Source organism: Pseudoalteromonas sp. SCSIO 43201, from assembly GCF_023716725.1.
GTDB lineage: Bacteria > Pseudomonadota > Gammaproteobacteria > Enterobacterales > Alteromonadaceae > Pseudoalteromonas > Pseudoalteromonas peptidolytica.
This window is the reverse complement of sequence record NZ_CP072683.1, coordinates 2,925,790-2,938,089: the sequence shown is the minus strand read 5'-3', so window position 1 is coordinate 2,938,089 and position 12,300 is coordinate 2,925,790. Positions and strand designations below refer to the sequence as shown.

Sequence of the window (12,300 nt, the reverse complement as noted above, 5' to 3'; positions counted from 1 at the left end):
ATGCTCGCTATGTTAAAAGTGACTTACTTCAAAACAGTAAAATTGCTTAGCCTGGATATCCCAATGGCTTGTAACTAGATAAAAGAATAATGTAAAAGTAGCCTAAAAAGTTGGCTAGTCATTCCTTGTCTAGGCTTTGGTTGCACAGGCAATAAGCAAGCTAACTGGCGTAAATCGCGCTTGCATAATAATTGTAGTTTTTCGTAGTCCATAAGAATAAACAATTAGACTAAAGGAGTAGAGACAAATTACTTTGAGAGTGTCATCACGCCCAGCCAGCGAGGCTGGGCGTGATTAAGTGTTTACTTAGGGTCAACGTCAAAGTGACGGTTGAAGAAGTCAGTAATGGTTTGGTGTAAGTGGGTTTGTACTTTTTTGCCTCGTAAACTGTGTTTAGAGCCCGGGTAAGTCATCATTTCAAATGGCTTAACTTCGTCCTGCAACTGCTTAAATAACTTAGTTGCATGGGTAAATAGTACGTTGTCATCGGCCATACCGTGATAGATCATCAGCGGGCCTTTTAGGCCATCGGCATAAGGGAAGACAGCACTTTGTTCATAGCCCTTGGCATTTGTATCTGGGTGACCTAGGTAACGCTCAGTGTAATGGGTGTCATACAGTGCCCAATCGGTTACTGGCGCACCAGAAACACCGGCTTTAAAGTAGTCGCCTGCTTTAAACATTGTCATCAGCGCCATATAACCACCATAGCTGTGACCGTAAATACCGATACGCTCAGGATCTACGTAGTCCAGTGTACGTAAGAATTCAACGCCTTTAATTTGGTCGGCCACCTCTACTTCACCTAAGTGTTTGTAGATAGGGTCTTCAAACTTTTTACCTCGGTTGTAGGAGCCGCGGTTATCAAGCTGGAAAATCACATAACCCTGCTGTGCTAGATATTGGAAGTACAAGTTTTTACTACGCCAGCTGTTGGTAACACGCTGCGCGTGAGGGCCACCGTAAACGTTTACAATCACAGGGTATTTCTTACCACTTTCAAGCTTTGCTGGCTTAAATAAACGGTAATACATGGTTTGACCATCTTCAGCTTTCAGTGTGCCGTACTCTGGCGTGGCTAGATTGCTCAAGTACGGTGTAAGCGGGTGCTGGTTGTCTAAAGCATTTTCTTCAAGCCAAGTGACAAATTCGCCGTTTACTTTGCGCAGTGCAACAGCTGGTGGACGATTGACTGAAGACGCTTTATCAATAAAAGTACGGTTATCTTTTGCAAGTACTACTTTATGGAAGCTACCTTTTTCGGTAATACGTTTTGCATCGCCTTCTTTGAAAAGTGGCACGCTGTATAGGTGGCTCTCAAGCGGCGTGTCTTTGCGACCTGAAAAGTATACAATACCCTTTTTTTCGTCAACGCCTTGAAGGCTTTCAACAATCCACTCGCCTTTAGTGATTTGGCGCACAAGTTGGCCATTGGTTCTGTATAGGTAAAGGTGTTTAAAGCCATCGCGCTCAGAAGCCCATACAAAGTGTTTTTTGTCTTTTAAGAACTCAAGGTCAAAATGCAGGTTAATCCAGGTATCACTGGTTTCGGTTAGGGCAACTTGCTGTTTTTTGCTTTTGGTATCGTAAAAGCGCAGTTCTAGTTTTTGCTGCGAGCGATTTTGCCACTGATATGACAATGTTTTGTTGTCTTTCAACCAGTTTGCACGGGCGATGTAAATGTCTTTATCTTCGCCTAGATCAATCCAATCCACCTTTTGGTCATTGATTTTTACAACACCTAATTCAATCTCAACGTTGGCAGTCCCGGTGTATGGGTATCGTTGATTGAATAGCTTGACTTCTTCGGCATAGATTTCGTTACGAATGGCTTCTTGAACTGGACTTTCATCAATGCGAGTAAAAGCAATTTGTTGCTCATCACCCGACCACCAGTAGCCCGTCATGCGGCTCATCTCTTCTTGGGCAACAAACTCAGCCATGCCGTTTTTAATTACGCCACCGCCGTCTTTAGTTAATTGCGTTTCTTTGCCTGACTTGAGATTGATGGTATAGAGGTTTTGCTCACGAATAAATGAAACAAAGTTACCTTTTGGTGAGAAGCGAGCATCGGTTTCGAATGCCTCGGTTTCTGTTAGCTTTATGCTCTTACCTGAAGCGATTTCATAGTAGTACAAGTCGCCATTGAGTGGGAAAAGTAGCGCTTTGCCATCTTTTGACCATTTGTATTCTAAAATACCACGGCCAAAAATACGTTGACGCTCACGTCGTGCTTTTTCTTCATCTGAGAGGTTCTCTGGGCCAGAAAATAGCGCTGCTGAGTCTACCAATAAACGGTTGGTATTGTCTTTTAGATTGTATTCCCAAAGGTCGTAACGGTTATAGTCTTCTTTTTTTCCTTGAAGGTAAGTAACACGAGAACCGTCAGGAGAAAATTGCAGTTTTACAGGCGCTTTACCTGATAGGGATGGGTCGTCAAAAAGTCGCTCAAGAGTTAGCTGCTCTGCGTTAGCGGCAACAGATGCAAATGCTAACGGAAGGGCTATTGTGTAGTGTTTAATGCGAGAATGCACGGTAGCCACCTTGTTGTATTTTTAAAGTCTTTGTGGATGGTAATGAAGCTACTTTGCAATAGCAACAAATTCGGATAGAGTGCCGAGTAAATCGGATTTAAAGAAGTGCATTATGATGTTTGAATTAGCGAAAGAATTACAGCGAGACTGTATTCTAATGGCAGAATGGCCGCTTTGTACTGTATTATTGATGAATGACTCACAATATCCTTGGTTTATCTTAGTGCCAAGAGTAGCGGGAGCAAAAGAAGTTATTGATTTACCTGAGCCACAGCAAATCCAGTTTTGGCAAGAGTCGGCCAAGCTGAGTCGTTTGTTACAAGACACCTTTACGCCAGATAAATTGAATGTAGCAGCGCTTGGTAATATGGTGCCGCAATTACATGTGCACCACATCGCACGATTTAAAACTGATATTGCTTGGCCGAAACCTGTTTGGGGGCTGTTTTCTGCAAAGCCTTATGAAGATAAAGAAATTGCAAAAATAAAAGCAAATTTTGTGTAGATATTTACTCCGTGATAGCTACCCAGTAGCGTTAATGAATCATGGAGGCGAGGTTACCACTTGCGGTGGTGTACGTTACGAATACCGAAAGAATTAATTCAATAGGTACTCAATATTGCGCAGGTCACTTAAGCCTGCCTATCAATTAGTTGGGTTTCACGAGTTTTTAAAAATGCTACCGCTTTTTCTTGGTACTCTCGAAGGAAGGGTTCGGAAGTGATTTTGGCTACTGTTTGTTGTTTTTGCTGGGCGATGCCATGTGAACCATGAAATGCGCGATAATTTTCTTGCTCCATCTTGGCTGTTCTCTCTACACTTTCGGCAAAAAAATCGCTGATCTCTATCTTATCATCAGCGCGGTAATCAAGCTCAGAAAAGTCAGTATTATCTAGTGCTCCTTTAACGCCCATCACATCATCCCAAAAAGTGTCACGCAAGCTACCCGAATATCCGCTAGCGCGAGCCATATCCGATTCTAAAGTTCGAATAGCATCGACAATACCGGTAAATTCGTTAATAGACATGTTATCAAAGTCGAAGCCATCGGGATTTAGTAGCGCACTGTGTGGTGAGCTGTTACGCGTATCACCAATATACGCCGCGATAGTTGTTGATTCGTCGGGCTGTTGTTGTAAGTCATCTCTCTTGGGGTTGTCTGCTTAAGATGGTGTTTTCACAGGTGTGAAAATCACTGAGTCAGAGTGGATACGAAAATTCATTGTTATAAAAACTCCTTTTTGTTTCAACACAATGTTTAATATGTATCGGCCTTGCTTTTGATTTACCTTAGGTGATTTCGCGACTTTTATTCAACCAGTTGTGTGATACGGTAAGTCATGCCATAGGCTTTCAGCTTGTCGCTTCAGTCACTATGGCATGGTGTTCTAGTTCGTACTAGAGTCCAAGTACTTGTTTACCTTGCTTAAAGGTAACATCAACAGGAATGTTTGCTTCAGAGAGCTTATCTAGGTCTTTTTGTAGTTCCGCTTTGATATCGCCGTGCGTTGCGATTAGTTGATCGACTTTTTGATAGTCACCGTCACCTTGTAGCGTTAGGATAAGGTTAGACAGTTTCTCCATCGCTGCGCCCATCTTCTCCATATTCACTTGATATAAGCCGTCCGTGTTTTTAGAGAATGCGCCTTCTTGCTTAAAGAAGTTAAATCGGATCATATTCGCCTTACCGTGTGCACTAGATGCACCAAAGCGTACTGAGCGGAAGATCCCCGCCATAAAGGTGATGTAATAATCCTCAAGCGTACCTTCGGTGATCTCGCCTTTTTTAAGTAGTTGCTCAACCATGTATAGGCCTAGGATATCGGCTTTACCTTCTTCAAGCGCACTGGCGTGTTCTTGTAGTGACTGACGAACAGTACCTTTACCCGTAATAGTATTTTTAATGCCTAGGCCATGGGCCACCTCATGGAACATGGTATTAGCAAAGAAAGCATCAAAGGTGATGTGCTTACGTTGCTCAGGGACAATAAGTTGATCTGCGATTGGCACTAAGATCTTGTCGAATTTTGCACGCATTGCGTTTTTAAGTTGCAGGCGACGGGTACCTTTTTGTAGTTGTACTTCCTCGTCATTTGGCAGGTTAATCGCAATGGTTTTACTACCTGCGTTTGAATGACCGGCATAATAAATGACGTCATATGCGTTTAGGTCGGCATCAGAGCCTGGCACTTCTTGCTTGTATTTATCCTCAACAGGTAAGCCTGTTTGAAGCTCAGGTAAGAAAGCGGCAAACTTAGCGAGGCGTTCACTCCACGCCAAGTCTTTAACCAGAACGTAAGATTCAAAAGCGGTGCGGTAGCCAAATAGTTGATCTTCATAGGTTTCGATCGGGCCGATTACCACATCAATTGGATTATTTTTCATGTCCATCCACGCAAAATCAGATGCTTGATAGCTGTTGTTCACCAAGGCATCTGCACGTAGGTTTAAGTAATGCGCAAACTCTTTGTCTTGTGCCAGTTTACTTGCTTGGCGTAATAGCGCTGCGGCTTGGTCTAGCTCGGCTTTGTAGGCTGAAGAGTAGGGGATACTGTATAGCTTTCCATTTTCATCGCGTCGAATAAGAGAATAAAGTCCTGTTTTGTCTTTTACTTCAGCGTTGTTTAGCTCATCCTTAGTGATGTCGCTTGGGTAAAACTCCGCGCCAAGCGCTTTATCTTCAAAACCAGAAAGAAAAACTTGGTCGCCGTTCAAACGATCCCAAGGCCCATAGTTGATGTCGGCGAACTGACGCACTTTTTCATCTGAGATTTTGCCTAGGAAGGTTGTTTTGTCTTCGCCAAATGCTTGCTGCCAAAATAAATTATCCATAATAACGGAAGCGTCGATAAGTAAAGCCAGCATTTTTTTCTGGTTATCACTTAGGTGACCTAGGTCTGTTTCTAGCGTTACTGGGGTATAAATATTTAGTCGGTCTTGAGACGCATTCACAAGCTTGTAGCCTGATTGTTTGTTATCAGCTTGGGCTTGCTCAGTTTGTGCACTAGGTTTTTCAGAAGAGGTTGATGGCTCAGAGCAGCCAGTGAGGGTGAGACCTGTTGCAAGCGCGATTGCAACTGAAATCGTAGAGTGTTTCATAATGCTCCCTTGTTGTCTGTGTTCTTGGGTCTGTTGACCTTTGCTGTTTGACTTTTGTTTTCCTGAGTATGTTTTGATCGCGACGCTCGGCTTTCAGCCCAGTGAGCTAGGCAAAAGTTGAGCAACAATGAGCAAGTCGCACTTAGGTGAACCCCTAGAGCAGCGTTTGGTTGGCATTTCTACAAAGTCTTTATCGTCTGACTGACATAGAGTAACTATGCTACGCAGACTCTGCCTTGTATAAATACCAATCAAACTACTCCAAAAACAAACTTAAAAGATAAACAGATCCTGATTATGTTGAGATTACCCTACACGATTTTGTATTACTGTGCCTAGTTAACCTAAATTGATATGTGGTATTCAAGTCGCAGTTAATGTGAAGGGTTACCATTTATGCCCAGATGTGGGCTTTTTCCAATATTTTTATGTTAAAGCTAGCCGCAAAGTACGGTATACCTTGAATTCTAACTTGCTAATTATTGGGGGTATATAAATAAAATATTATTTTCCTAGATTTTCTTAACTTTATCCGAAAGTTAGACAATACTTATGTCATAGATACTAAAAATCAGCAGTGTGACCACCAGCAAGCGCAGTGCCTACTTTTATTATAAACTTACGTTTGCAGTCGGGTCTTTTATTCAGTTATTAAGGGATTTGGTTTCATGTCTACAGAAAATGCTTTGCTCACGATTCTAACTGATAGGATCAATAACGATACCTTGGTATTGCCGACATTACCTGAAATCGCAGTGCGTGTAAGGCAAGCGGCAGACGACCCTGAAATTAACCTGATGCAGATGTCAGACGTTATTTCTCATGACCCAGCCCTCGCTGCGCGTATGATTAAAGTTGCTAACAGCGCTTTTATGGGGCGTTCGGTTAAGGTCAATACCTTAAACCAAGCGGTAACGCGAATTGGTCTAAGACAAATCAAGAATATTGCAACTGCGATGGCCATGGAGCAGCTATTTGTCTCTAATAATAAGCTCATAAAAACATACATGGACAAAGCTTGGCAGAAGACGTTAAAAGTCGCTTGCCAAGCGATAACAACGATGGATTTTTATCTTCGCGTCAATAAGCACACTTCGCTCAACAGAGATACAATCACGTTAGCTTCTTTGGTGTTTAATATCGGTGTTTTGCCTATTTTGACAGAGGCCGAGCGTCACCCCGAAGTGTTTGCCAATCCAAGCTTTTTGGCCCATGCCATCCAGAAATTAGGTGGCAAAATTGGGGGAGCGATAATGCGTGAGTGGGAATTTACCGACGAGTTCGTTGAAGTCGCAGAAAGCTGGGCAAATCCAAATTACCGACCAGAACATGTCTGTTATGTCGACTTTATTCGTGTGGGTGCAATCGTAGAAGGTATTTTACAGGTGTCTGATAAGTCTGCAGCATTAAAACAATATGAAGAAAAAGGAATAATTAAGGAAGTGAGTATGTTTGCCGATGACACTTATTTAAGTGTGCTCGAAGATGTCAAAACAATGTTTGCTTAGCTCCTTTTGCTTCTCGTGAATACAAAGGCCTCTGTCGAGGTCTTTGGCGTTTAGGGCAAAACATCGGCTCGGGGCTTGCTAAATATTTTGCTTATCCGAGCACCTGTAACAGAAATCGTTAAGCCACATAAAATAAAACCACCCCCAATAGCTTCCATTAGCATCAACTGCTCATTAAGTAATAAGGCTGAACCTATAATGCCGACAATAGGGATTAATAAGGCAAAAGGCGTTACTGCTGCAGCCTTGTGATTTTTAAGTAGCCAACCCCATATTGCGAATGCAATCAGTGTTGAGATATAACCCACATAGGCAATGGATAACCAAGACTGTGTTGTGGTGTTCATTAGTAAGGTCAATGGAGAGTCTGTTTCAATAAAATAAGACAGTGTAAAAAGTGGCAATGGCGGCACTAGACTTACCCAAACAATAAAATGGAGTAAATTAACGTTTTGCAGGCGCTTCATGATGAGGTTTGAAAACGACCAAAATAATGCCGCGAACAGAATGAGCACCGCGCCCAATATTGTCGTTGACCCAGACGAGTTGATAAAAAACAAACTAAACCCAAACGTTGCGATGCTGATCCCCACCACTTGAAAGCGATTCATGGTTTCCTTTAACAACAAAACACTTAGCAAAATCGTGAAAATAACTTGGGCTTGAAGCAGCAAAGAAGCAATGCCAGCTGACGCATTTGATTCCATCGCAATAAACAGCAAGCTAAACTTAAGCACACCTAAAAATAGCCCAACACTGAGTACGTTCCATATCGACGTTTTAGGAAAAGGAATAAAGAATACTGCAGGGATCGCGACTACCAAAAAACGCAAGCCTGAGAATAAAATAGGAGGCAGCTCTGCTAGGCCAAATTTAATGACCGAAAAGTTAAGCCCCCAAATTATCACTACTATTAAAGCCAATGAAATGCTTTTTACATTCACGCGCGTCAAACTCCGTTTAATTGTACTTATTACTGCTTCGGGTATCGGACTACTGATGTAAATTGTCTTCAAGGCCTGAAATTCAGGTTAGCAAAGCGTTACTGCCAAAGCCGAGCTCCTATCATGCCATTGAAGAGTAAATAAAGCGCTACAAATGCGTTGGTTAGTGCAAATAAGGTGGCCAGCCAGTAACTAAACGCTTGCATTTGAGAGCGTGCCGTCCGTTCGCTATTGGCGTAAAGTAACCTTGTGAAGATAGAGTATTGAACTGGATAAAGAAAAATTGATAGCCATATCCGCTATCAATTTTTCGTATCCAAAGCTCAACAAGCTCTAGATGATGACTCTAAAATTAAGACTCTAGGCCTTCGTCGTCACCAAGACCTTTGGTTAGGTCTTCTAACAACTCTTTGATTTCTTCTGATACCAAAATAAAGTCAGCATCCAGTTTAACGGCTAGATCTTCTTTTGGAATATCCGCATTTTGGTCTTTAAGTGCCTCTGCATAGCTTAAACGTTTTAATGTACCGTCGTTTTGTAAGACGAATTTCACACGCTCACGCCAATCTAATGCGAGTTTAGTTACACGTTTACCGTTTTCTAAATGCGTTTTGATTTCATCTGATGAAAGGTCATGTTGTTTTAACTTGACTTGAGCGCCGTTGTCGTCAGGCTCTTGCAACTCAGCATCGGTGCCTATTGCAAAGCCTTCGGGCGCGGTAAATTCGGTTAGCCAGTGTGTTAGCTGTAAGTCTAAATCATAGTTCGCAAACGCTGGTACAACAGGGAGTGTGCCTAGAGACTTACGTAGCAGCGCAAGTAGCTCTTCTGCTTTGTTGAAGCTGGCGCTATTTACAATCACCCAACCTGATTTTTGGTCGATAAAAGCAAACTGTAAGCTAGATTTTTTGAACGCTTGAGGTAATAACGTAGCAAGAATATTTTCTTTGATGTCGTCTTTTTCTTTTTTCTTTACTGGACGATTTTCTTGCTGTTCTATTTGCTCAATTTTTTCTGCAACCATTTCATTGACAACGGCTGCTGGTAGCACTTTTTCTTCACGCTTAGCACAGACTAAAATGCTGTCTTGTGAAAAATGCGAAAGCATCTGGCCATGTTTACCAAAAGCTTTTGTCCAGCCAAAAGTTGTCATATCTTGGCTGCCACATGGGCGGAAAATATCCTGCTCTAGCGCTTTTTCAAAGTCCTCTTGTGTGTAGTTGACATCTTGTTTGAATTTATAGCAGATTAAGTTACTGAACCACATAGAATTAAGCTCATTTGGAATTAAATTGCGCTCATCATAGCAAAAAGGCGTAAGCTTGTATTCCAGAAGATATTCGCTAATCAATTCATATAATACCAATCTGACTTAATACTTGCTCAATTTGAAGGAGTGAATCTGACGCTAACAGCGTTAAAAATTTCTTATTTAGAACAACTAAATAGCAAAATTTTTGCCTTGCCTACACGAATGTGGGTACTGTGGCGATAGCAGGACGCGGTAGCGGGGTTATTGACAAAATTTTCTCGCCTCAAAATAGACCACTTACATTAAGGTAATTGGTATAAGTCGAAATCATTTACCTTAAAATCTTTTTTACGTTGGTTTGTTTGGTATTTGTACAAGGGGATAGTGTACATTTCTGCGAGGCTCTAAAAAAACAAAACTGGTGGCAGCCGTTCAACTGTTGTACCTGCTTGGCAAGGGCCAAAAACCAATGGCTAGTGGAACATAGCCATTGGTTTTTGAAGATCTTTGGGAAAGCTAATATAGTAAGTCAAGCCTTTTCCTTCTTCGCTTGTTACTTCAATATCGCCATTCAATGTTTGTTTCACCAAGTTTAAGGTAATATGTGTGCCCAATCCGCTACCGCCTTGATCACGTTTGGTAGTGAAAAATGGGTCAAACAGGCGCTCAAGTTGTGCTTTTGTCACGCCCTTACCATCATCTTGATAAACAATATTAACAGCACCATTATCTTCGGTGATTTTTATATCGATATTACCTTTATCTTGATTCTCAAAGCCATGGATCAGCGAATTCATAATAAGGTTAGTAAAAATTTGGCTAATTGCGCCAGCTGGTAAGTTAAGCGTCATGTCCTCTGGACATTCGATATTGACCTGGTGATGTGTTTTTTTCAGTTTTGGGTGCAAAGAACGAATAACCTCACCAAGGTATTGCTTCATATTAATCGTTCTTATCGCTTCACTGGCTTGGTCAACGGCAATTTGTTTAAAGCTTGCAACGAGCTCAGATGCCCTATCTAAATTGGTGGTAAGCAGGCTAGCGCTCTGTTTGGCTTCGCTAATAAATTCCTCTAATGCTTTAGGAGAAAGGGTCTTGGCATTATAAGCAGACTCTAGCTGATCCAATCGCTCTTGTAGAAACGAGGTGGCAGTAACGCCTATTCCCACTGGGGTGTTGATGTCGTGAGTAATACCCGCGACAAGTCCACCAAGCGCGGCCATTTTTTCCGAACCCACTAAGCGCTCTTGCGCCATGTTTAGCTCATCAACATATTTTTCGAGCTCTTTTTGTTTCGTTAACAGCTCTTCTTCTGTTTGCTTTCTAAGATCAATTTCTTCGGTCAGTGTTAGCTTTTGTTTTTCTAACTCGTATTTTTGTTGTTGTAAATCCATCATCGCTTGGCTGAGATTAGAAGTTTTACGCGCGACCTCTTGTTCAAGCTGGATGTTGTGTTGATCTAGCTTTTCATTACTAATGATGAGCTCTTTTTGTGTTTGGTCTAATTTTTTACGGTATTCAGAAATTTTATCGATCAACTTGTTAAACGCTTCTTCCATTATCTTTAATTCGTTACGCTCCTTCGTTCCAATGTCTATTCTATGGCCATCAACATTGTCTATTTCGAACTCTTCTATCTGTTCGGTAAGTTCACTCAGCGGCTCAGTCAGCAGCTTTCTAAATGCAATTAAGAACAAAATAATCAAAAAGGTGGTTTTAATCATGGCGTTACCGATTAAGAAGTAAATCGATATCATGATCCTACTAAGCACGACTTCTCGGCTTGAAAATAACGTCACATCTCCAACCTGTGTAGCGCGACCTGAAAACTCGAATATCAGCGGAAAGGTGTAACCGAATAGACCTGACGGTGTGTCCTCAATTATTGCTTCTTCTTGAACAAGCTGTTGACTGTAAAGCTCGTGAATATCCAGCGAACGTCCAAGCTGAGAAATAATTTCACCACTGTCATCACGTACAATGATCCCTTCAATCATGGGAATTGCCAGCAAGCCTTCAGCTGTGGTGACTGTCTGTTTGGTGTTGAGTTCCCAAATAGCGCGCGTCAGGCTCCTACTGAATGTTTTTTGTAACATCGTCAGCTCATTACGAATATAGTCTTTTGTGTTGACGTATTCAGCAATCACTTGACCGCATGTGACGACAAAGGTTAGAAGGAAGTAAACCGACAACACATTAGTGAGCAATTTTTTTGAGAGGCTTTTTTGCAGCATGAATTAAGCTGAGCTCCTACGGTTAGTTCATCGCCTTTGTATAATCTGCCTTTAAAGTTAGCCAATAAATGGTTAAAAATAAATAAATATCTTAATTAAATATGTTTTTTAGCGCCTTACTAAGCAAAGTTTAATGTGTTATAAGTTAGTGTTATCCAATGACCGTTTTATTAAGTACAAGACTGGCCACTTTATGAGTTATTCCGTCTTAGTTTGCGATGATTCGGCTGTAGCCCGAAAGCAAGTAATAAAACACTTGCAGAGCAATTTAGATATCGTGTTGCACCAAGCAAAGGATGGCCAACAAGCAATGGAGATACTGCAAGCACAACAAATCGATTTGTTGTGTCTTGATCTGACCATGCCAATATTAGACGGCATTGGTGTGCTTGAAGCAATAAAAACCAATAAAATTGAATGTTATGTAGTGGTAATTTCAGCCGATATTCAGGCGCAAATGAAAGAAAGAGTTGCAAGCTTGGGCGCGCTGGGGTTTCTAGAAAAGCCAGCCAAAGCTGAACAGCTTTTGGAACTATTGCATAAATTTGGGATAAGATAACTTATCTATGCAGATTACAAATGCCACTATTAGAAATTTGCATAATCTATTTTGCTATTTCGTATTGACAGTATGACTACACTTCAGGCAATCTAATTTTATGAAAACGAATATCATCACTACGACCATTATTACAACCACCATCCTAACTGGATAGTGGCATAGGTCA

General features: G+C 41.5%; 9 protein-coding genes. 3 read left to right on the top strand and 6 right to left on the bottom strand.

Features of this window, described 5'->3' with window-relative positions; all coding sequences use genetic code 11:
• Nucleotides 1-302: 302 nt before the first annotated feature.
• Nucleotides 303-2,534, bottom strand: coding sequence for a S9 family peptidase (locus J8Z24_RS12710; RefSeq protein WP_252094789.1), 2,232 nt, complete (start codon nucleotides 2,532-2,534; stop codon nucleotides 303-305).
• Between the two features lie 112 nt (nucleotides 2,535-2,646).
• On the opposite strand from J8Z24_RS12710, the gene J8Z24_RS12705 reads away from it, so the two are divergent.
• Nucleotides 2,647-3,039, top strand: coding sequence for an HIT domain-containing protein (locus tag J8Z24_RS12705; RefSeq protein ID WP_252094788.1), 393 nt, complete (start codon nucleotides 2,647-2,649; stop codon nucleotides 3,037-3,039).
• Nucleotides 3,040-3,167: 128 nt separating this feature from the next.
• Here the strand turns inward: J8Z24_RS12705 and J8Z24_RS12700 are convergent, their stop codons facing one another.
• Nucleotides 3,168-3,563 carry a hypothetical protein gene (locus J8Z24_RS12700; RefSeq protein ID WP_147390366.1) on the bottom strand — a complete coding sequence of 132 codons (396 nt, stop codon included), beginning with the start codon at nucleotides 3,561-3,563 and terminating at the stop codon, nucleotides 3,168-3,170.
• Nucleotides 3,564-3,933: 370 nt separating this feature from the next.
• Nucleotides 3,934-5,634 carry a DUF8614 domain-containing protein gene (locus tag J8Z24_RS12695; RefSeq protein WP_176031944.1) on the bottom strand — a complete coding sequence of 567 codons (1,701 nt, stop codon included), beginning with the start codon at nucleotides 5,632-5,634 and terminating at the stop codon, nucleotides 3,934-3,936.
• Nucleotides 5,635-6,302: 668 nt separating this feature from the next.
• Between J8Z24_RS12695 and J8Z24_RS12690 the strand changes: the two genes are divergently transcribed.
• Nucleotides 6,303-7,142 (top strand): HDOD domain-containing protein, encoded by an 840-nt coding sequence (locus J8Z24_RS12690; RefSeq protein ID WP_125250909.1) that lies wholly within the window; start codon nucleotides 6,303-6,305, stop codon nucleotides 7,140-7,142.
• Nucleotides 7,143-7,192: 50 nt separating this feature from the next.
• Here J8Z24_RS12690 and J8Z24_RS12685 read toward each other — a convergent pair whose 3' ends face one another.
• From J8Z24_RS12685 to J8Z24_RS12675, 3 genes are all read right to left on the bottom strand, one after another.
• The gene (locus J8Z24_RS12685; RefSeq protein ID WP_252094787.1) at nucleotides 7,193-8,086 is read right to left on the bottom strand and encodes an EamA family transporter; all 894 of its coding nucleotides are present in this window, start codon (nucleotides 8,084-8,086) and stop codon (nucleotides 7,193-7,195) included.
• 352 nt (nucleotides 8,087-8,438) lie between these two features.
• Nucleotides 8,439-9,353 carry a recombination-associated protein RdgC gene (gene rdgC / locus J8Z24_RS12680; protein ID WP_125250907.1) on the bottom strand — a complete coding sequence of 305 codons (915 nt, stop codon included), beginning with the start codon at nucleotides 9,351-9,353 and terminating at the stop codon, nucleotides 8,439-8,441.
• Between the two features lie 458 nt (nucleotides 9,354-9,811).
• Complete coding sequence (locus tag J8Z24_RS12675) at nucleotides 9,812-11,572, bottom strand: sensor histidine kinase (RefSeq protein ID WP_147389355.1); 1,761 nt, start codon at nucleotides 11,570-11,572, stop codon at nucleotides 9,812-9,814.
• Between the two features lie 193 nt (nucleotides 11,573-11,765).
• Here J8Z24_RS12675 and J8Z24_RS12670 point away from each other — a divergent pair, with 193 nt between their 5' ends.
• Nucleotides 11,766-12,131 (top strand): response regulator, encoded by a 366-nt coding sequence (locus J8Z24_RS12670; protein ID WP_125250979.1) that lies wholly within the window; start codon nucleotides 11,766-11,768, stop codon nucleotides 12,129-12,131.
• The last annotated feature ends 169 nt before the right edge of the window (nucleotides 12,132-12,300 follow it).